Source organism: Clostridium drakei (assembly GCF_000633595.2).
Taxonomy (GTDB): domain Bacteria; phylum Bacillota; class Clostridia; order Clostridiales; family Clostridiaceae; genus Clostridium_AM; species Clostridium_AM drakei.
This window is the reverse complement of the sequence record NZ_JIBU02000058.1, coordinates 1-20,254: the sequence shown is the minus strand read 5'-3', so window position 1 is coordinate 20,254 and position 20,254 is coordinate 1. Positions and strand designations below refer to the sequence as shown.

The following is a 20,254-nucleotide window of genomic DNA, read 5'->3' as shown; positions in this document are numbered from 1 at the left end:
GGTGATTTATTATGAGCAAGAATGAAGAATTTCTTAAAGTAGAAAAAGATAAATATAGTAAAATATATGTAGACATAACTTATGCTATTGATAACATATCACCTTTTTTAGATCAAAGTGCATTAAAAAACAGAAAATATGTATCTAAAATTCATGTTTTAAAAAAATATATAGAATTTATTGATGCAGCGATGTTAGAAACTAATAAGAGTGGATTTTTAGGTATGTTCAAAAATGATAAGTCTGTTGATTTAATCAAGGATTATAGAGATGATAATTTAGATTCTTTGAATCAACTAGAAAAATGTAGTAAATGTCAATGCTTAAATTGTACTGCAAATTGTGAATTTGATAGTTGTTTAGGTTGCAAAGATAATTCAAAAATAGTCTCATGTGATCATAAAAAAATAAATGTCACAAAACATGATAATTTCACTTTGAACTTAAATAATAACAGAACAGGTGATGATGATAGATATATTGTTTTATCAACTCTTCAAAATGTAGAAGTAGATAATAAATATATAATAATTCAAAATGTAATAACCAAAGAAAAATTCATACTTCATTATTACCCAGGAATATCTGAAGATACCTATGGTGAAATTACAGATCCTGAAGAATTTGATTTTATTGTATCAACTTTTCAAAGTATAGAAGAATCTTAATTTAACTATTGAAAATTTATTAACACAATCACAACTTATCCACAGATTTCACAAAATTATGCACAGATTTTGTGGATAATTTGTATACCTTGATATAGTTCATTTTAACCTAAAATTATGCGTTTTTATTAACAATGTTGATAACTTTGTTTGTTGATAACTTTGTTTATTGTCTAATTTATTTTAATATATGTCACACATTATTACATTAATGTTTTTTATTAACAAAAATAATCCTAATGATTTTATCATTAGGATTTTTTAATTTAATCTACTTTTGTGAATTATTATAATCATCTAGGAACTTCTGTATACCCGCATCTGTTAATGGATGTTTAAGCATTTGCATTAATACTTTGTATGGTATTGTTGATATATTTGCCCCTGCTTTTGCACAATCTAAAACATGCATAGGTGTTCTTATACTTGCTGCTATTATTTCTGTTTCTATACCATATATCTCAAATATTTCAGCTATATCTTGTATAACCACAATTCCTGCATTACCTATATCATCTAATCTACCCATAAATGGACTTACAAAACTTGCTCCTGCTTTAGCAGCTAATAAAGCTTGTTGTGCTGAGAATATTAAAGTAACATTTGTTCTTATGCCTTCTTTAGCTAAAACAGAAACTGCTTTCAATCCTTCTTCACACATAGGTATTTTTATTACTATATTTTTATGTAATTTTGAAAGCTCTCTGCCTTCTTCAACCATCTTATCGGCTTCTAAGCTTATAACCTCTGCACTAATAGGACCATCTACAATGGCACAAATCTCTTCAATAACATCCTTTAATTTTCTTCCTTCTTTAGCAATCAATGATGGATTAGTTGTTACACCATCAAGTACACCCCATTTTGCTACTCTCTTTATTTCTTCTACATTAGCTGTATCAATGAATATTTTCATACAATAACCTCCTAAAATATAAACTATCGTTCTAATTATATCATATTTTTCAAAAAATTAACCTCCATTCCAATTATTTTTGAAACTTATACTTACAAATCATTTCTTCAATAAACTTCTTATATTCATGCTTTTTAGTATCTTGGCATAAAGAATCATAAGTTGCATAGTTGTCACATAGTGAAATAATTAGTATAAATTCAAAGTATTTATTATACCTTTCAAAGAACTTATGGGCTGCTTCCATTCTTTTATTTTCATCCATTTTAAAAATTTCCAATGGACACATATGTGCTTCTACAAGTACCTCTACAAGCTGAGCTGATTTTTTAGGAACTCTCATATCTTTGCATATATCATTAACTATTTTAGCTCCTTCTTTTTCATGTCCCAAAAAACTTACACTATCTTCTTTCTCTTTATAACAGTTAAACTTTCCTATGTCATGTAAAAAGCATGCAAGACTTACACATTCTCTTACTTTAAAACTATCTATACAATCTTCTAAATGCTCCAAATTAAGTCCTTCTATTTTTATTCTTCCTTTAACTACATCCTTAAACACCTCATAAGTTAACTTCATATGAGTAAATGCATCTTCTATGTGATATTTACACTTTCCTACAGTTTTTAATTCCTCCATATAAGGAAATATATTTTTCAAGACACCATAATTATCCAAAACCTCAAAAGCTCTACCATTATCATCTATCTCCATTAACTTCATAAGTTCAGTAAATACTTGTTCCTTATTACTACTTTTAAGTTTATAAGATAAATCTACTATTTTATTTTCTGTTTCTAAATTAAAATGCATACCATATCTTATACAAAACCTAATACCTCTTAAAATTCTAATTGGATCTTCTTCTATACTTGTGTCTCTTATGCTTTGAATAATCCTACACTTTATAGCTTTTCTTCCATTAAAAGGATCTATTATTTTATTTTCTATAAGTTTAAGACAAATTGCATTTATAGAAAAATCTCTTTTACTTAAATCTTCTTCAATATTTTTTCCTTTCATTTTGTTTATATTAAAAACTACATTTCTATCACTATATCTATAAGTATCTTTATTTTCTTTTAGAGAATAAAAGCTGAATTGTTTGTTATCTAAAGACATTAATAGTTTGTTTATATCTCCCTTGTATATAATATCTAGTTTAGATGGTTGACTTTTAAAATCCATAAGTCTTTCCCTAACAAATGTCCCTATTAAATATGCTTCACCTCCTACTTCATTTAAAGATTCTTTTAACGCTTTTAAAAATTCATTTGAACTATTCATTTGTTATCACCTACTCATAATTATTTTACCACATATAAACAAACATATTGCAATTAAAATTTTCCTTGTTTTTTACAATAATAAAGATTTAGTATAAAAATTTATCTTATAAATATACTAAAAATGCGAATACTTTTAATTTATTTAATATTTACAAATTATTAACTTCAAAATACAATTTAAATATACTACTAAATGTAACCATTAATTACATGCTATTGGTTAATCGAAAGTACTTTCGACATTTAACTTTTTATTATCCATATAATTACTATTTTATTTTTTCTTGTTTTTCATTCCTATTTTTCTATAATTAGGAATATGATTTTGATAGTTTTCCTTCACATACATTGATTTATCAACATTCTATAATATAGTAAAAAAATGTATTTTGTAATAAAAACATATTGACATTTGTATATTTTGGTAGTATATTAACTATAGATGGAAGTGAATAAGAAATTTGTAAATTTATTTCTTAAAGCATATTGACTTTTAATGTCATATTTGCTATTATTTAATTAAACATATGTCGAATTTTGGAGTTAAAGGAGGATTTTTAAATGAAATCAACTGGAGTTGTAAGAAGAGTAGATGAATTAGGAAGAATAGTTATTCCTATAGAACTAAGAAGAACTTTGGATATTGCAGAAAAAGATGCTTTAGAAATATATGTTGATGGTGAACAAATTATATTGAAAAAATATGAGCCTGCATGTATATTCTGTGGTGATGCAAGAGATGTTGTAAACTACAAAGGCAAAAATATTTGCAAAAATTGTTTAAATGAATTAAAAGAAGGTAAATAGCCAATTAAGCCCACATGAATAACTCATGTGGACTTTTTATTTTTAATTGAAACACTTTTATGATATCTATAAAATTAAGTTATTAATATAAATAAAAAGTCTTACAAATTCAATAATTTGTAAGACTTTTATAACTATTATAAATATCATTAATGCTTAATGATATTATTTTCTACCTTACTCTTCTTCCTCCACTGAAATCAGAATGTAATGATGATATCTTAACTACATCTCCAGTATGTGGTGCATGAATCATACATCCATTACCTACATATATTCCAACATGGTGGGCTGGTGATCCAAAGAAAACTAAATCTCCTGGTTGAAGTTGATCTCTTGATACATACTCTCCTACACCTTGTTGTTCTGAAGCTATTCTTGGTAAACTTATTCCAAAATGTGCAAAAACATAGCAAGTAAAGCCAGAACAATCAAAAGAGCTTGGACCATTTCCTCCCCAAGCATAAGGTACACCTTGGAAAGTTGATGCATATGCAACTATAGAGTTGGCTGATGATGAACCTCTTGACAATGCTGGTGATGATGCACTATATTTTTCAACTTGGCTTTGAGCTGATGCAACTAAATTATTTGTTTCAGCATCTGCTGCCTTAAGAGCTTTTTCTTTAGCATCTAAACTAGCAATTAAGTTTTTTTGCTCACTTCTAGTATTGTTAAAACTTGCTAATTTCTTTTCATTATCTGCCTTTAATGCTAAAAGTTTATTGTTCTCAGCATTTAAAGCTTCTTTTTTCTTTGATATTGTGTCTTTTTTCTGTTTTAAATCGTTTATTATTTTCTCGTCAAAGCCTACTATTTTTTTAACAGTATCAACTCTTGATATGAAATCACTTAAGTTATCAGACTGTAATATAACTCCTAAGTAACTATCTGCTCCATTTATGTACATAGCCCTAACTCTTTTATTAAATATATCCTGTTGTCCCTTTATGCTGTTTTCTGCATTAGTTAATTCTTGCTGAGATGTTTTTATATCTGCTGTAGTTTTTTCAATACTCTTCTTATTGCCATCTATTTGTTTCATTATTTCTGTTATTTGGTTGTCCAGTTTTTCTACTTTTGTTTCTAAATCTTGTTTTTGTTGTTGAACTTGAGCTATCTGTGGATTACTACTTGTTGGTGCAGCTAGAACAGTTCCATTCATTGTTACTGCTAATGTTAATGCAATAACAATAGATAAAGTTTTTTTATTCAATACTTTAACCTCCTTAGTTAAAAAAAATTTCTTATTAGTTTTTTGCCTTAATTTCAAATACACATGAATATTCGCTAAAATATTCCTTAATATAAGTTGTTAAAACATCTATGTTTATAAAAAAACATTTATTACTCTTAATTATTTTTTCTCACATAATTAAATTATTTTTTTAATAAACTTGCAGTAAAAAACTGCATATTTATATTATATCATTAATTTATATCAAATCTCAATGTTATAGTGGTATTTTTTTAAAATCGTTAATATTATCCTATAAAAATCCTTAATTTATTAATAAATCCAAAGCTTTGATTTTAATATGCATATATATTAGTATAAAATATTCTTAATTTACTAAATTTTTTACAAATTAATTGAATACTTATATATTTCAGATTTAGGCAAATTTCTATCTTTAGCCACTTTCTTTATAGCCTCTTTTTTATTTAATCCATCTTCAATATACATTTTTATATGTTCATCAATATTTAAATCTTTCCACTCTGACATTTCCTCGTTCATTATTTCCTTTTCATCTTTTCCTTCAACTACAAGTACAAGTTCTCCTTTTACTGTTTTGTCTTCATAATAATCTATAGCTTCACTTAAATTCAATCTAAGTATTTCCTCATGCAATTTTGTAAGTTCCCTACATATTGATATTTTTCTATTACCTAAATTGTTTTTTAAAAACTCTAAAGTATTTTTAATTCTATGAGGTGCTTCATAAAATATTAAAGTTTCTTTTCTGTTTTTCAATTCTTCTATCATAATTTTTCTTTCTTTGTTCTCTCTTGGCATAAATCCTCTAAATATAAACTTTGTTGTATCCATACCCGAATATACCAATGCTGTAGTTACAGCAGTAGCTCCAGTTAAAACTTCAAAATCTATATTTTCTTCTATACACTTAGAAACAATTACTGCTCCTGGATCTGATATTCCTGGAGTTCCAGCATCACTTACTAAAGCTATATTCTTTCCCTCTTTAAGCTTATCTATCAAATTTTCACTTTTACCCTGTTCATTGTGCTTATGATAACTTATTAAAGGCTTTTTTATATTAAAATGGTTTAAAAGTTTCAAACTTTGTCGTGTATCTTCTGCTGCTATTAAATCTACCTGTTTTAATACTTCTAATGCTCTTAAAGTTATATCTTTTAAATTACCTATTGGTGTAGGTACTAAATATAATTTTCCAATGCTCATATGTTCCTCCCTCTAATCATAAGTTTTTTTACTTACTTTCCATATATCTTATTAATTTCATCAGTATAAGTTCCATCTAAATTATGTATGCAAAGAGGCGTTTCCCATTTTAAAAAAGTTCCTCCATTATTTTGCCCTTCTATTAATAACATATTTGGCGCTTTTTTTAAATTAGGTTGAACCATCTTTATTAACTTAGGTTCAATTTTATATTTCCTCATAATACATATAATATCTGCAAGCCTATCTGGCCTATGGATCATATACATCCTACCATTATCCTTTAAAACTGATTTACATGCTTTTATAACATCTTCTAAGGTACAACATATTTCGTGTCTTGCAATAGCGTCTCTATCATTGGGATTTACAATTCCAGAATTTTTTAATTTATAAGGCGGATTAACTGTAACTACATCTACTTTGGATAAGTTTTTCAAAAATTTTAAATCCTTTAAATCCTTATTAATGAACTTTATTTTATCTTCTAGTTTATTAAACCTACAAGATCTATTGGCCATTTCAACCATTTCTTCTTGTATTTCTATTCCAGCTATTTTAAAAGCTTTTGTTTTTCCTGATAATATAAACGGAACTATTCCTGTACCAGTACACAAATCTATAACTGTTGCATCTTTTTTTATGGTTGCAAAATTGGCAAGCAATACCGCATCCACTCCAAATCTAAATGCATCTTTTTTTTGTATTACACAAATTCCTTTTAACTGCAAATCATCCAGTGTTTCATCCTCTTTCAAAAAGTTATCAACCATATACTTTATCCTCATTTCTATATAGTAACTTAATACATCAATTATTCTTAAATATTATAAACGAATTATATTTATTAACAATTATCATTTATATGAATTAAATTGTCAAATTTCTTTAATTTCGCATAAAATTAAGCCTTAAGATTAAAGTATATCTTAAGGCTTTACTTAGTACTTATATCTGGAACATTCGCTGGACTGTCTCCTATCGGTTTGTCCCCTATAGGTTTATCACCTAAACTTGGATCACCTAAAGGATTTGTTCCTATAGAATTGTTCTCTATTTTATTATACTTATTGCTTACAACAATTATATCAACTCTTCTATTTCTTGCTCTACCTTCTTCTGTAGAATTATCTAATATTGGTCTATATTCTCCATATGCAACTGATGAAAGCTTTTTAGGAGGTACTCCATTAGCTATGAGTAATTCAGTAACATTAAGTGATCTAGCAGAAGATAATTGCCAGTTATCAGAAAATTTTTCATTATGTATAGGCACGTTATCCGTATGACCTTCTATTCTCATTGTATTATTTAACTGATTTAATATTTTTCCTATTTCCACAAGCTTCACTTTTGAAGCTTCTATAACTTCTGCTTTTCCTGTTTCAAAAAATAAAGTATCTTTTAAACTTACTACAAGGCCTCTTTCATCTACTTCAGTAGTAACACTACTTTGCATTCCATTTTTTTGTAAATAACTATCAACTTTTTTCTTTAAGTCCTCCATTTTAGATTCTTCTGTCTTTCCATCCGAACTGTTTCCACTAGGACTTGAGTTCGATATATTTGGAGAATTTTCATTACCTTGCATTATTTTCCCACCACCCATTGCTATACTCATTGATTGAGATAGCTGGGAAAATTTTGCTTTGTCTACGTTGCTCATAGCATATAAAACAACAAAAAGTATCATAAGTAAGGTCATAAAGTCTGAATAACTAAGAAGCCATCTTTCACTATTTTCATGTTCTTCTTCCTTTTTCTTCTTCATACCTCTGGCTTACCATCCATTCCTTCAAATTTTTTGAGTTCCTCTTTACTTAAAAATCCTTTTAATTTTTCTGCTATAGTATTAGGATTTATTCCTTCTTGTATATATAATATACCTTCAATTATAAGAGATTTTTCTCCAAATTCTTTTTCGTCTAGTGCTTTTAATCTAGTTGCTAATGGTAAAAATAATAAGTTTGCAGATGAAAGACCATACAATGTAGCTAAGAATCCTGACGCTATTTTAGGACCCAATGTGTTAGGGTCAGATAAATCAGCCAAAATGTGAACTAGTCCCATTACTGTACCTATAATACCAAGTGTAGGGGAATATCCACCTGCTTGTGCAAAAATAGCAGCTCCTTTTTTATGTCTTTCAGATGTAGATTCCAATTCCAACTCTAAAATACTTCTAACAGCTTGTGGATCAACTCCATCTACTACTAATTGAAGTCCTTTTTTAATAAATGGATCTAAATTAGGGTCAGCAGATATTTCTCCTTCAAGACTTAACAATCCATTTTTTCTAGTCTTATAAGATACATCTTTAAAATATGCTACCAATCCTGCTAAATCTATTTTTTTAGGATTTATAGCTACCTTTACTATTTTAGGTAATCTTTTTAAAACCTCCATAGGAAATGTAAGTCCTACTGCACCTGCTGTTCCACCAAATACTATTACAGCTGGAGCCGCTATGAAAAGTGCACTTAATAATCCTTTCTCCATTAAATATCCTGCTATAATAGATCCAAATCCTGCAATAATGAAAATAATAACAGATATGTCCATTTTTATCCTCCATTCAACAATTTTGCTTTATATAATAGATATTCGAACAAAAAAAACCAATCTTTATATAATTTTATATTTATATTAGGTATAAAAGAGAATTTACCCTAAAACTGGTTTCATATATTTTTATTTGTATTTATCAAAATAAAAAGACTGCTTAATTGCAGTCTTTTTGTTAATAACACTATTCTTGAACTGGTGCTCCTACTGGACAAACATTTGCACAATTTCCACAATCGATACAAGTGTTTTCATCTATAACAAATATAGAATCGCCTTGACTTATAGCGTTAACTGGACATTCTGAAGCACATGATCCACAACTTACACATGAATCCTCTATTTTGTAAGCCATTATGTAACACCTCCTTTTAAAATTCGATGTTTCACATCTATTTTTTATTCTACCACGTTTGGACAAGTTTTTAAAGACAATTTTAAAATACTATATAACCTAAATCTTCTATAGACTGAATCAGCTTATCATTATTGACAAAATAATCATCGTACACAATATTTACTTCACCTTTATCTTTATTTATTTGACAAGCTACTACACCTTCATTGCTTGAAACTGCCATTCTAATCTTATTGATGTCTTCAGCTGTATTCATATTATAAATTTTTAATACAGACTTCATAGTTTTCCTCCTTAATTGTCTTTAAATAATTCTTTAATTATATTCGGATCTTCAACTTCATCAACATCTATTTTTATTTCATCTTCATTAATATTTCCCTCAAATCCACCAGTTACTAGCTCTACTTCATCTATTGGAACTTCCACTAACGTTTCTTCTCCATCTTCAGACTTTACTTTAACCTTTACACTTTCCTTTACCACTGAATTTGAAAATACCACTCCCTTGCCATAAGAAGTATTTACAATAGAGTCTGGTTTAGGTAACCTCTTTCTAATTTTTTCATAAGTTTCTTGTTCATAATTTAGGCAGCACATAAGCCTTCCACATATTCCTGATATTTTCGTAGGATTCAAAGATAAATTTTGTTCTTTTGCCATTTTTATTGATACTGGAGCAAAATCTCCTAAAAATGTAGAACAGCACATAGTCCTTCCACAAGGTCCAAGTCCTCCTATCATTTTAGCTTCATCCCTCACACCTATCTGTCTCAATTCTATTCTTGTTCTAAAAATAGCAGCTAAATCTTTTACAAGTTCTCTAAAATCAACTCTTCCATCTGCGGTGAAATAGAATATAACTTTATTATTATCAAAAGTATATTCTACATCTATAAGCTTCATTTTTAATTCATGCTTCTCAATTTTTTCTAAACATATTTCAAAAGCTTCTGTTTCTTTTTCTTTATTTTCATTATGTTTTCTTATATCTTCTTCAGTAGCTACTCTTATAACACTTTTTAATGGTGCCACTATTTCGGATTCTTCTACTTCTTTACATCCTATTACGCATTCACCAAATTCTATACCTCTAGCGGTTTCTACTATTACTTTACTATCTTTTTCTATATATAAATCGCTTGGTGAAAAATAATATATTTTACCAGCTTTTTTAAAACGCACCCCTATAACTTTTACCATATTATACCTCCTGCATTTTAAGCAACATTGAATCAAAAACTAATGTTGAGTTAACGTTTTTCTCCATTTTTATTCTAGTTTCTTTTATAATATTAATAATACCATTTAACTTATTAAATGAAAACATTTCAGCTATATCTTTTACGTCGTTAACTTTATCTATATTTATTATTAAATCCCTATTTGATGTTTCTTTATATATAAGTACATCTCTTATATATGACAACATGCAAGTTAGAACTTCTTGCCATTCATTTTTATACTTCACAAAAAAATTTTCATTAGATAAAATTTCTTCTAAATTATTAGTACTAATTGTTCTTAATACATTTATAATAGTATCTCTAATTTCTCTTAAAGAACTGTCATTAATAAACTTTTCAGCTCTTCCTGGTATACCATCACTAAACGCAATAACAGATTTTAATTCTATTTCTGATAATCCAGAAAACTTGCTACTTACAAAGTTCATCATTTCTTCTTCACTTAATCTGTTAAGCTTATATGTTTGACATCTAGATTTTATGGTATCTAATATCAATTCTGATTTTTCACATAATAATATTATAAATACACCCTTAGGTGGTTCTTCTATAGTCTTTAAGAATGCATTTTGTGCTGTTTCTGTAATCTTATCTGCATTATAAACTATAATTACCTTTTTATCACCTTCATAAGGTTTTTTAGTAGTTTCTTCTATTATATTTTTCACTTCATCTATACCTATTGATTTCTTACCTTTTGCTAATTTAAACTCCATTATATCAGCATATTGTTTATTTTCACACTTTCCTAAAATTTCAATAGCAGTTTCCCTGGCAATAAAACTTTTTCCTATCCCATCTTCTCCTACAATAATATGGGCATGAGAAAATCTTTGTTGTTTTATGGAGCTTACAATCTGAAATTTTATATTTTCATGCCCTATTATCATACTAAAACTCAACAAAATCCCTCCATTTAAACTTTTACAAACTTATCAACATCTACAACAAATATTGTTGCACCTCCAACTTCGACTTCTACAGGATATGGCACATACACACCTGTAGATCCTGCCACTGGTGACGGCGTTGATACAATCTGTTGTCTAGTTTTACATACTTCTTCTATTTGTGTTATTACTTGATCTACTTTTTCTTCTTCCACTCCAATCATAAGAGTAGTATTCCCTGCTTTTAAGAACCCTCCAGTTGTGGCAAGTTTTGTTACTCTAAAGCCTGAATCCATCAGTGTTTCAACTAGATCCGCAGAATCATCATCTTGAACAATAGCTATTATTAATTTCATATAACTCATCTCCCTTTCATTTTAAATTATATAAACATTGAAATATTATATATTTAATTCAAATGACTTTGTTATATTATTATATGTACAATTTACTAATTGTTTTTTTACTATATTAAATACCTCTTCACTAATTAATTCAATACTTTTTATATTTCCTTCTTTTACGCACTCTACTCTATTCCACTTATATTTTTCCGCTATTTCGCAGGAATTGTTATATGAATGTTCTAAGTATTCATAGTCTTTTTCATGTATATCTTTATGTTTATCTCCTGTAATCTTATTGGCTCTTTCTTTCATAAGCTTTCTGCTGTACTCTGGAGGCATATCAAGAAACATAACACAATCTGGCACTGGCAATCCAAAAATTCTAAATTCAAAATCCCAAAGCCAATCTAAAAACTTATCTTTCTCTTGTACGTTTTTAATCTTTGATGCTTGATGTATCATATTGGCAGTTGTATACCTATCAGCCAATATTATACCACCACTTTCATAAAAATCTTTCCATTCAGTTTTATAAGATGCAAATCTATCTACTGCGTAAAAAGTAGACGATACATATGGATTGACATCTTCTGGATTGCTTCCAAAATCACCATTCAAATACATTTTAACTAATGCTGAAGAATCACTTTTATAATTTGGATACTCTATTTTTTTCACCTTATAATTTTCACTTAAAAGTTTTTCATATAATATTTGAGTTTGTGTGGCTTTTCCACTGCCATCGCAACCTTCCACTACTATTACAGTGCCCCTATTCATATTTTTGTCCTCCACTAAATTCATCGATTACTCTTATTTTATTATCTTCTAAACCTAAAATATCTACTCTCTTATTAATATAATAGCAAATAGACTTTAAGGTTACATCATCTATTATTTCTCCCATGTTTATTATAGGTACTCCTGGCGGATATGGTACTACATTATCAGCACTAATCCTTCCCAGTGAATCTTTTATATATATATATTCCTTTTTTTTATCCATAATTTCAAAAGGCATATAAGCCATTATAGGTATGTTATATTCTAACAAATCTAATTTTTCAACTTTTATTTTATTTAAATCACACCTCTTAAGTACATTATATAGTTTTTCAAGTTCCCATTCCTCATTAAATGGTGAAAAAATTAAAACTACATTGGAATGATCACTCATTTCTACTTGAATATTATTTTTTCTCAAATAATTTCCCAGTAAATATCCGCTATATCCTTCTTCTAAATTTATAACATATCTAGTAGTATCAATATCATATACACTATCTAGTTCATATAAATCAATTTTTTGTTTGATATTTATATCTTTTTTACTAATTACCTTCATGCCTTTTATGGAATTTATCTTATCTTTATAATATCCCAACATATTTAACATCTTTTCATATTTCTGTCTTCCATAAGTTTGTAAATAATATCTGGCATAATCCATAGAACATAAGAATAAATAAGAAGGGCTTGTACTTAAAAATGCACTCACATAAAAATCTACTCTTTCTATATCTTCCATATTATTAACATGAAGATAGGACGTTTGTGTTAAGCTAGAAAGAGTTTTATGAGTACTAGTAACTACCATATCTGCATTCAATTTTACTGCACTTTCAGGTAAATCATTATGTATTCCAAAATGAGCTCCATGAGCTGAATCTACAAGCACTTTCATATTATATTTTTTCCCTTGCTTTATTATATATTCTAAATTAGAGCATATACCATAATAATTTGGATAAGTTACAATTATCCCTTTAGAATCCTTATTTTTATTCAAAACCTGTGAAAAATGCTCCAAATCTATGCAAACTGGAGCATTTAGTATATGACTCATTAAATTATTTATATATACAGGCTTAAGTTTTCTCATTATTATAGCATTAAAAATGGATCTATGACAATTCCTTTCTACTAATACCTTGTCTCCTTCATTAAAGCTACTAAATATCATAGCTAAGTTTCCTGATGTACTGCCGTTAACTAGAAAATATGATTTTTTACTTCCATAAAATTTTGTTAAAAGTTCCATTGATTCTTTTATTATTCCTTGAGGATTGTGAAGATTATCTACTCCTTCTATCTCAGTAATATCACATTTTAAAAAATTTTTTAAAAAATCCTTGCCAATTGTAGTTTCTAAAAAACCTCTTCCTCCTTTATGACCTGGCATGCATAATTGTATATTATTGTTTTTCACATATTCTAAGATTCCTTCTAAAATCGGTAACTCTGGCACTTTAATTCCTCTCCTCTTATAACTAATTCAGCTATATTTTTTCTTATACATTGTTTATAATAATCATAAAAATCCGTATCCATTTTTATGTTCATTAGTCGCTTTTCGCAACAAGGGCAAATACCCCTACCGTATATAATTATACCATCATTTAGAGGCTTTCCACATATAATACAAATTCGCTTTTTCATTTCACATACCCCCTATCTATTTTTCATATTTAACATTATTACCTGCTCTTATATATAATATTCATCTACACTTAGAAATTTATTTTGTCCACATAAATAAACTCAATACAATTGAAATAAATTATATTGAGTTTATTTTTATTATTTAAAATTTTAATCTTTTATTGTTACTAAAGTTCTATATGGAACATTATCTTGAATCCACTTTGCATCCTCTATTTTAAGTCTTATACATCCATGTGAAGCCTTAGACCCTAATTTATTATATTCAGATTGTACTGCATATCCACTTAATGTATATATGGCACTATGAAATAAATAATTGTTATCAAGCCTTGTCCAGTAATAACATTCTGTACTATCAGATGCAGCAAAACTAGGTCCTTTAGATCCAACTAAAAATCTACCTGATGGCGTTGGAGTTTCATCTTTACCTGTAGAACATATAAATTCCTTAACTATATTTTCATTATTAAATACATACACTCTTTGTCTTGATTTATCTACAAGTATATTATAAGACTCTGAAGGTGTTACTGTATTAACCATACTCTTAGCTACATAACCCTTTATATAATTCAAAGTATCATAGTCCAACACTTCCACATAATAATATCCACCACTACTATCCAAAACTTTCACTTCTGGAAGACTTCCATAAGTGAAACCTATATTTGATGCTGAAGAACTTGGACTACTTTTTATATAAACCCTTTCAGTCTCTCCTGCATTCATAACACTAAAGGAACTTGTCCATGTAGGTGGCTTAACTCCTTGATTCTCTACTGGCTTAGGTGGCTCTTTTTCTAATCCTATTAAATATAATGTTTTTAATGAAACTGCTCCTTCTAATCCTAGTACAGAAATATTTTTAGCTAACGAAAGTATTTGTTTAATACCATTTTGATCTTCCGTATTTATGTCTTCGTTTACTAATATTAAAGGTGACTTAGTTTTTTGTGCTAATGCACATCCTGAAAGTGAATCTGGAAAATTTGATCCAGAAGCCAAATATATATTGCTAAAATCTATATTATCTCTAAATCTATTGATTATAGACAAATTAGTACTGTATCTATCTGTACCACTTACTCTTTCTGCATTATTAAATTGATCCTTCACTGAATTACTTATAGCTCCTTCTGATCCTATAACATAAGTATTCGTAATTTGTTTATCTTTTAAAAAATTTTTCACAACATTCGGTATGTAATCTTTTCCTACAAGTATTATAGGTACATCAATATTAGCTGCAATTGGTGCAATTGATAATGCATCTGGATAATTATCTCCAGATACTACTATTATTCTTTCCTTTATACCTACATAGTTTGCAACTATCATAGATGTTTCATATCTGTCTGCTCCTCCTAACCTTTCACAACTTATTCCCATATTACTAATGCTATTTTCCACATCCTTTGATATGGAATTACCTATTATAAAAACTTTTTTTATTTCACTTCTTTTAAGTTCTGCTTCTGCCTTGCTATCAAGCTTGTTCTCAGTAGTAAGTATTACTGGAGCATCGTACTTTTTAGAGAGAGGACATGCACAAAGAGCATCTGGAAAGTTTTGCCCTGAAGCAATTATTGCATAACCTGATTTTGTGTCAAATTTTTGTGAAATTTTTATAGAAGTTTCATATCTATCAGTTCCACCGTATCTTTGATAATTTCCTTCAGCATAAACTTTAGATGTTATGCTAATACTAATTAATGCTATAAGCATAATTTTGCAAAAGTTTTTTAACATTAATTTGTGATTTACCAAAACTACTCCCCCTTAAATTTATTTGATGTAATAAAGTTTTAACTTACGTATATACATATTTAATATATATATAATTTTAAATAATTTTTAACCAATTTACAACTAGATAATTATTTTTTACCACATGTTTATCCAATACTTAGGAGGTAATTTTATGAGGCAAGAAATATCAACTTATTTAACTACTATAAAGGACGATATATTAAATTTATCAAAATATATTTATGAAAATCCCGAAAGCAGCTTTCATGAATATAAAGCATATAATTATATAGTAAACATGTTAAAAAACAATGATTTCAATGTTATAGATCATTATCTTAATATACCAACCGCTTTTTATGCTCAATATGGCACAGGTCATCCTAAGATATGTTATATATGCGAATATGATGCTGTTGATAACTTAGGGCATGTGGTTGGGCATAATTTAATATCTGCTATGTCCATAGCTGCTTCACTATCTCTATCCAAAATAATACCCAAAATAGGTGGTAGTGTTATAGTTATTGGATGTCCTGGTGAATTTTTAGGTAGTTCTAAAGTCACTATGACTAAACAAGGAACTTTTAACGATATAGATGTGGTATTGATGGCCCATCCTGATTTAATTACTGCTGAAAGTGGCTATTCTATGGCTATAATACCTATTAAGATAAACTATAAAAGTAAATCAGGATTTACTTATAGAAAATCAAAAAATTATACGGCATTAGATGCATGTCTTTTTGTTTTTAATACCTTAAGTTTACTTTCTAAAGGTTTTGAAGATAACTGCACCATTGACGGAATAATACTAAAAGGCGGTGATTCACCATACCTTCTGCCTTCTGAAACAGAATCAAAATTTTATATTAGATGTCCCAAAATGTCCATAGCTTGTGATATTGAAAAGAAAGTAAGAGAATTAGTTAAAACTACAGGTTATTTAATGAATATAGACTGTAATATATGTTTATATGAATTACCTTACGATGAACTAATACCTAATAGAAATCTATCCAGAATTTTTAGCCACAATCTAAAGGAATGCGGTATAATAGATATAGAACCACCTAAAGATACTAATTCTGGTTTAAGTTTAGGCACTGTAAGTCATGTTGTACCTTGTATACACCCATATATATCTATATCGGAAGATAAAAACTTAGAGTATTCCTCTAAAGAATTTTCTGAAGCTACGATATCTTATTACGCACAGAATAGAATTCTAAAAGTTGCTCAAGCTTTAGCTTTAACTGGTTTAGATTTAATAGAAAATGCCTCACTACTTAATCAGGTAAAAAAAGAATTTTTTCATGAAAAAACAAAAGAGACTACTTCATAAGTCTCTTTTATTTTTATATATTTATAATATATAATATAAACATAAATTAAAAATTACTTTAACTTGGGAGGAAAATATGATTTCAATTTATAAAACTTTAGATGAATCAGGAACATTACATTCTATAGATAACATAGAACCTGGATGTTGGGTTAATATAGTAGCACCTTCTGAAGGTGACTTACTGCTTGTATCTAAAAAAGTAGGTGTGCCATTAGACTTTTTAAAATCTGCACTAGATGAAGAAGAAACTTCCCGCATTGATATTGAAGATAATAATCTTCTTGTTATTGTAGATATACCATTCACTGAAATGGAAGATAACTCTTTAACTTACGATTCATACCCACTAGCAATTATTCATACAGAACACTCTATAATAACCGTATGTTTAAAAAACAGTAAAATTCTTACTGACTTTATTGATAATAAGGTTAAATCATTTTTTACTTTTAAACGCTCAAGGTTTATCCTTCAAATACTCTACAGAATAGCAAGTTACTATTTAATCTACTTAAGGCAAATAGATAAAAAAAGCTTAATGATTGAACAAAAACTTCATAAATCCATGAAAAATAAAGAATTAATTCAACTATTGTCCTTAGAAAAATCTCTAGTTTATTTCTCTACATCTTTAAAATCTAACGAAATTACACTTGAAAAAATGTTAAAACTTGAAATTCTCCAAAAATATCCTGAAGATCAAGATATACTTGAAGATGTTATCATAGAAAACAAACAAGCTATAGAAATGGCTAATATTTATAGTAACATATTAAGTGGTACTATGGATGCCTTTGCATCTGTAATATCCAATAACTTAAATATAGTAATGAAACTATTAGCTTCTATAACTATAGTTATGGCTATACCTAATATAATCTTTAGTTCCTTCGGTATGAACTTAACTGGAATACCATTTAGTTCAAATCCACATGGATTTTGGATTACTTACGCCATAGCTGCAGTATTATGCTTAGTTGCTATAGTTATTTTAAGAAAAAAAGGACTATTCTAATTATAGAGGTGATATAAATTGATAGCTAAAAGATTAAATTATGGAGATACAATAGGACTTATATCTCCAGCTGGAGCTGATAACCCTGATAATATAAAAAAGAGTATTAGCTTTCTTAAAAGCTTAGGATTCAATGTAAAAGAAGGAAAACACATATATGATAGATATGGTTACCTTGCAGGTAAGGATGAGGATAGAGCTTCTGACCTTATAAATATGTTCCTTGATAAAACTGTTGATATGGTTCTTTGTGTAAGAGGTGGATATGGTACTATGAGAATTCTTCCTCTTATAGATTTCAGTGTCATAAAAGAAAACCCTAAAATATTTGCAGGTTTTAGTGATATAACTAGCTTACTAAACTCTATATTCTTAAAGTGCAACTTAATAACTTTTCATTCTCCTATGTGTAATTCTAATCTTTTAGATAAAATTACACTAGAGAGTTTTTTATACACTATTATGAAAGGAGATAAAGCATATACTATAGAGAATCCTAAAGACTTTAATACCGAATGTTTTTCAAATGAATTCTTTATAGAAGGACAACTTGTAGGTGGTAATCTTGCTCTAATATCTAGCACTCTAGGTACTCCTTATGAAATAGATACTAAAAATAAAATTTTATTTATAGAAGATGTATCTGAAGAACCTTATAGGATAGACAGAATGCTAACACAGTTATCTCTATCTGGAAAACTTCAGCACTGTAAGGGATTTATTTTAGGTCAATTTAAAGACTGTTCTCTTCCGCATTATGAAAGAAGTCTTACTTTAAGGCAAGTAATTGAAGATAAGATTCTCACATTAAATAAGCCTACTATACTTAATTTTCAATCAGGCCATTCTTATCCTAAGCTTACTCTTCCTATTGGTGCACAAATTAAATTAGATTGTAAAAATGGAGTAATCCATGTATTAGAAGGTGTTATAAAATAAAAAAAACTCACAAATTATTGTGAGTTTTTCTATTTGGAGGCGCCACCCAGATTTGAACTGGGGATAAAGGTTTTGCAGACCTCTGCCTTACCACTTGGCTATAGCGCCATAAATATTCTTAACGTTTAATGCCTTTCTATAATATCATTTAAAGTAACATTTGTCAATACATTTTTGATTAAATGCTCATAAATTCTTATAATTCAAAGAACTATGGTCTTAAAAATTTTTTAAGTGTTAAAGTTTCTATAAATTTTAATACCTATGGTATAATAAAAGTATATTAATTTACGGAGATGATTTTATGAGTACTGAAATTGAAACATTAACCCAAATACTTAGAAATAGCGATAATATAGTTTTCTTCGGTGGTGCAGGAGTAAGCACATCTTCAGGAATACCAGACTTTAGAAGTTCAAATGGTTTATGGAACGAAAAACTTAAGATAAACTTTACACCTGAACAATTAGTATCTCATACCTTTTTTATGAGATATCCAGAAGAATTTTTTGAATTCTATAAAGATAAATTAATTTATCCCAATGCAAAGCCTAATGGCTGTCATATAGCTTTAGCTAAACTAGAACAGATGGGAAAATTAAAGGCTGTAGTTACTCAAAATATAGATGGATTACATCAAGCTGCTGGTTCAAAAGTAGTTTATGAATTACATGGATCAGTTCTTAGAAATTATTGTATGAAGTGTAATGCTTTCTATGATGAAAAATTCATTTTAGAATCTAAAGGTGTGCCTACTTGTCCTAAATGTGGAGGAAAAGTTAAACCTGATGTAGTTCTTTATGAAGAAGGATTGGACAATAACATTATTTCTGGTGCTGTAAAAGCAATATCAGAGGCTGATACTTTAATTATCGGAGGAACATCTTTAGTTGTTTATCCTGCTGCAGGACTCATTGATTATTTTAAAGGAAAGAATCTTGTACTTATAAATAAGAGTACAACTTCTGCTGATAACAAAGCTGATTTAATTATTAATAATGATATTGCCAAAGCTCTAAGTGAAGCTGTTAATAAGCTTTAATAAAAATATAGGTAGCCGCATAATATAGGCTACCTATATTTCTATTAATCTACTTTCCTTATTATTCACCAAAATTATATATTATTTTAAGTTTCAAAAATAAAAAGTGCTAAGTTCATACTTAGCACTTTTCTTCCAACCTGGCAACGACCTACTCTTCCACAGAGCCTCCCCTGCAGTACCATCGGCACTATAAA

At 28.3% G+C, this 20,254-nt stretch carries 22 protein-coding genes and 1 tRNA gene; 6 read left to right on the top strand and 17 right to left on the bottom strand.

From position 1 onward, the window contains the following. Positions 1 to 11 precede the first annotated feature (11 nt). Positions 12 to 668, top strand: coding sequence for a hypothetical protein (locus EG57_RS0222475; protein ID WP_032079333.1), 657 nt, complete (start codon positions 12 to 14; stop codon positions 666 to 668). Between the two features lie 271 nt (positions 669 to 939). On the opposite strand, the gene fsa is transcribed toward EG57_RS0222475, so the two are convergent. Together fsa and EG57_RS0222465 are read right to left on the bottom strand one after the other, a co-directional pair. Then, the gene (gene fsa / locus EG57_RS0222470; RefSeq protein ID WP_032079332.1) at positions 940 to 1,584 is read right to left on the bottom strand and encodes a fructose-6-phosphate aldolase; all 645 of its coding nucleotides are present in this window, start codon (positions 1,582 to 1,584) and stop codon (positions 940 to 942) included. Positions 1,585 to 1,657: 73 nt separating this feature from the next. Continuing rightward, positions 1,658 to 2,875 carry an HD domain-containing protein gene (locus EG57_RS0222465; protein WP_032079331.1) on the bottom strand — a complete coding sequence of 406 codons (1,218 nt, stop codon included), beginning with the start codon at positions 2,873 to 2,875 and terminating at the stop codon, positions 1,658 to 1,660. A gap of 563 nt (positions 2,876 to 3,438) precedes the next feature. On the opposite strand from EG57_RS0222465, the gene EG57_RS0222460 reads away from it, so the two are divergent. Beyond that, positions 3,439 to 3,684, top strand: coding sequence for an AbrB/MazE/SpoVT family DNA-binding domain-containing protein (locus tag EG57_RS0222460; protein ID WP_029161170.1), 246 nt, complete (start codon positions 3,439 to 3,441; stop codon positions 3,682 to 3,684). A 172-nt stretch (positions 3,685 to 3,856) separates the two neighbouring features. Here EG57_RS0222460 and EG57_RS0222455 read toward each other — a convergent pair whose 3' ends face one another. The 14 genes from EG57_RS0222455 to EG57_RS0222390 form a co-directional block, all read right to left on the bottom strand. After that, a complete protein-coding gene (locus tag EG57_RS0222455) occupies positions 3,857 to 4,900 on the bottom strand; it encodes a C40 family peptidase (RefSeq protein ID WP_032079330.1) in 1,044 nt (347 codons plus the stop codon). A gap of 366 nt (positions 4,901 to 5,266) precedes the next feature. After that, positions 5,267 to 6,112 carry a 16S rRNA (cytidine(1402)-2'-O)-methyltransferase gene (gene rsmI / locus EG57_RS0222450; protein WP_032079329.1) on the bottom strand — a complete coding sequence of 282 codons (846 nt, stop codon included), beginning with the start codon at positions 6,110 to 6,112 and terminating at the stop codon, positions 5,267 to 5,269. A gap of 32 nt (positions 6,113 to 6,144) precedes the next feature. Further along, a complete protein-coding gene (locus tag EG57_RS0222445) occupies positions 6,145 to 6,885 on the bottom strand; it encodes a tRNA1(Val) (adenine(37)-N6)-methyltransferase (protein ID WP_032079328.1) in 741 nt (246 codons plus the stop codon). Between the two features lie 164 nt (positions 6,886 to 7,049). Continuing rightward, a complete protein-coding gene (locus EG57_RS0222440) occupies positions 7,050 to 7,883 on the bottom strand; it encodes an OmpA/MotB family protein (RefSeq protein ID WP_032079327.1) in 834 nt (277 codons plus the stop codon). Further along, on the bottom strand, positions 7,880 to 8,674 hold the full coding sequence (locus EG57_RS0222435; protein ID WP_032079326.1) for a flagellar motor protein: 795 nt from the start codon (positions 8,672 to 8,674) through the stop codon (positions 7,880 to 7,882). The genes EG57_RS0222440 and EG57_RS0222435 overlap by 4 nt, the downstream gene beginning before the upstream one ends. 187 nt (positions 8,675 to 8,861) lie before the next feature. Continuing rightward, positions 8,862 to 9,032 carry a DUF362 domain-containing protein gene (locus EG57_RS0222430; protein WP_029161164.1) on the bottom strand — a complete coding sequence of 57 codons (171 nt, stop codon included), beginning with the start codon at positions 9,030 to 9,032 and terminating at the stop codon, positions 8,862 to 8,864. Between the two features lie 82 nt (positions 9,033 to 9,114). Then, positions 9,115 to 9,318, bottom strand: a complete 204-nt coding sequence (locus EG57_RS0222425; protein WP_029161163.1) for a heavy-metal-associated domain-containing protein — start codon at positions 9,316 to 9,318, stop codon at positions 9,115 to 9,117. 11 nt (positions 9,319 to 9,329) lie between these two features. Continuing rightward, positions 9,330 to 10,238, bottom strand: a complete 909-nt coding sequence (locus tag EG57_RS0222420; protein ID WP_032079325.1) for a PSP1 domain-containing protein — start codon at positions 10,236 to 10,238, stop codon at positions 9,330 to 9,332. Position 10,239: 1 nt separating this feature from the next. Continuing rightward, entirely contained in the window at positions 10,240 to 11,184 is a 945-nt protein-coding gene (locus EG57_RS0222415) for a DNA polymerase III subunit delta' (protein WP_032079324.1), read from the bottom strand. 14 nt (positions 11,185 to 11,198) lie between these two features. Continuing rightward, complete coding sequence (locus EG57_RS0222410; protein WP_032079323.1) at positions 11,199 to 11,528, bottom strand: cyclic-di-AMP receptor; 330 nt, start codon at positions 11,526 to 11,528, stop codon at positions 11,199 to 11,201. A 45-nt stretch (positions 11,529 to 11,573) separates the two neighbouring features. Further along, positions 11,574 to 12,299 (bottom strand): dTMP kinase, encoded by a 726-nt coding sequence (locus EG57_RS0222405; protein WP_032079322.1) that lies wholly within the window; start codon positions 12,297 to 12,299, stop codon positions 11,574 to 11,576. Next, on the bottom strand, positions 12,292 to 13,767 hold the full coding sequence (locus tag EG57_RS0222400) for an aminotransferase class I/II-fold pyridoxal phosphate-dependent enzyme (RefSeq protein WP_032079321.1): 1,476 nt from the start codon (positions 13,765 to 13,767) through the stop codon (positions 12,292 to 12,294). Before EG57_RS0222400 ends, EG57_RS0222405 begins: the two co-directional genes overlap by 8 nt. Further along, positions 13,746 to 13,958 carry a sigma factor G inhibitor Gin gene (locus tag EG57_RS0222395; protein ID WP_032079320.1) on the bottom strand — a complete coding sequence of 71 codons (213 nt, stop codon included), beginning with the start codon at positions 13,956 to 13,958 and terminating at the stop codon, positions 13,746 to 13,748. Before EG57_RS0222395 ends, EG57_RS0222400 begins: the two co-directional genes overlap by 22 nt. Before the next feature lie 153 nt (positions 13,959 to 14,111). Beyond that, complete coding sequence (locus EG57_RS0222390) at positions 14,112 to 15,731, bottom strand: cell wall-binding repeat-containing protein (RefSeq protein WP_032079319.1); 1,620 nt, start codon at positions 15,729 to 15,731, stop codon at positions 14,112 to 14,114. 154 nt (positions 15,732 to 15,885) lie between these two features. Here EG57_RS0222390 and EG57_RS0222385 point away from each other — a divergent pair, with 154 nt between their 5' ends. The 3 genes from EG57_RS0222385 (at position 15,886) to EG57_RS0222375 (ending at position 19,015) form a co-directional block, all read left to right on the top strand. Then, positions 15,886 to 17,058: a zinc-binding metallopeptidase family protein gene (locus EG57_RS0222385; RefSeq protein ID WP_032079318.1), complete on the top strand. Its 1,173-nt coding sequence runs from the start codon at positions 15,886 to 15,888 to the stop codon at positions 17,056 to 17,058. Positions 17,059 to 17,134: 76 nt separating this feature from the next. Further along, on the top strand, positions 17,135 to 18,076 hold the full coding sequence (locus EG57_RS0222380) for a magnesium transporter CorA family protein (RefSeq protein ID WP_032079317.1): 942 nt from the start codon (positions 17,135 to 17,137) through the stop codon (positions 18,074 to 18,076). Between the two features lie 18 nt (positions 18,077 to 18,094). Next, positions 18,095 to 19,015, top strand: coding sequence for a S66 peptidase family protein (locus EG57_RS0222375; RefSeq protein WP_032079316.1), 921 nt, complete (start codon positions 18,095 to 18,097; stop codon positions 19,013 to 19,015). Positions 19,016 to 19,049: 34 nt separating this feature from the next. On the opposite strand, the gene EG57_RS0222370 is transcribed toward EG57_RS0222375, so the two are convergent. Next, positions 19,050 to 19,123: transfer RNA gene (locus tag EG57_RS0222370), tRNA-Cys, on the bottom strand. A gap of 196 nt (positions 19,124 to 19,319) precedes the next feature. Here EG57_RS0222370 and EG57_RS0222365 point away from each other — a divergent pair. Beyond that, complete coding sequence (locus EG57_RS0222365) at positions 19,320 to 20,057, top strand: NAD-dependent protein deacylase (RefSeq protein WP_032079315.1); 738 nt, start codon at positions 19,320 to 19,322, stop codon at positions 20,055 to 20,057. The last annotated feature ends 197 nt before the right edge of the window (positions 20,058 to 20,254 follow it).

Coding starts and splice junctions, on each gene's coding strand:
- EG57_RS0222395 (WP_032079320.1), bottom strand. CDS start 13,958: ATGAAAAAGCGAATTTGTATTATATGTGGAAAGCCTCTAAATGATGGT.
- EG57_RS0222445 (WP_032079328.1), bottom strand. CDS start 6,885: ATGGTTGATAACTTTTTGAAAGAGGATGAAACACTGGATGATTTGCAG.
- EG57_RS0222465 (WP_032079331.1), bottom strand. CDS start 2,875: ATGAATAGTTCAAATGAATTTTTAAAAGCGTTAAAAGAATCTTTAAAT.
- EG57_RS0222405 (WP_032079322.1), bottom strand. CDS start 12,299: ATGAATAGGGGCACTGTAATAGTAGTGGAAGGTTGCGATGGCAGTGGA.
- EG57_RS0222365 (WP_032079315.1), top strand. CDS start 19,320: ATGAGTACTGAAATTGAAACATTAACCCAAATACTTAGAAATAGCGAT.
- EG57_RS0222380 (WP_032079317.1), top strand. CDS start 17,135: ATGATTTCAATTTATAAAACTTTAGATGAATCAGGAACATTACATTCT.
- EG57_RS0222440 (WP_032079327.1), bottom strand. CDS start 7,883: ATGAAGAAGAAAAAGGAAGAAGAACATGAAAATAGTGAAAGATGGCTT.
- EG57_RS0222475 (WP_032079333.1), top strand. CDS start 12: ATGAGCAAGAATGAAGAATTTCTTAAAGTAGAAAAAGATAAATATAGT.
- EG57_RS0222425 (WP_029161163.1), bottom strand. CDS start 9,318: ATGAAGTCTGTATTAAAAATTTATAATATGAATACAGCTGAAGACATC.
- EG57_RS0222420 (WP_032079325.1), bottom strand. CDS start 10,238: ATGGTAAAAGTTATAGGGGTGCGTTTTAAAAAAGCTGGTAAAATATAT.
- EG57_RS0222460 (WP_029161170.1), top strand. CDS start 3,439: ATGAAATCAACTGGAGTTGTAAGAAGAGTAGATGAATTAGGAAGAATA.
- rsmI (WP_032079329.1), bottom strand. CDS start 6,112: ATGAGCATTGGAAAATTATATTTAGTACCTACACCAATAGGTAATTTA.
- fsa (WP_032079332.1), bottom strand. CDS start 1,584: ATGAAAATATTCATTGATACAGCTAATGTAGAAGAAATAAAGAGAGTA.
- EG57_RS0222430 (WP_029161164.1), bottom strand. CDS start 9,032: ATGGCTTACAAAATAGAGGATTCATGTGTAAGTTGTGGATCATGTGCT.
- EG57_RS0222435 (WP_032079326.1), bottom strand. CDS start 8,674: ATGGACATATCTGTTATTATTTTCATTATTGCAGGATTTGGATCTATT.
- EG57_RS0222410 (WP_032079323.1), bottom strand. CDS start 11,528: ATGAAATTAATAATAGCTATTGTTCAAGATGATGATTCTGCGGATCTA.
- EG57_RS0222385 (WP_032079318.1), top strand. CDS start 15,886: ATGAGGCAAGAAATATCAACTTATTTAACTACTATAAAGGACGATATA.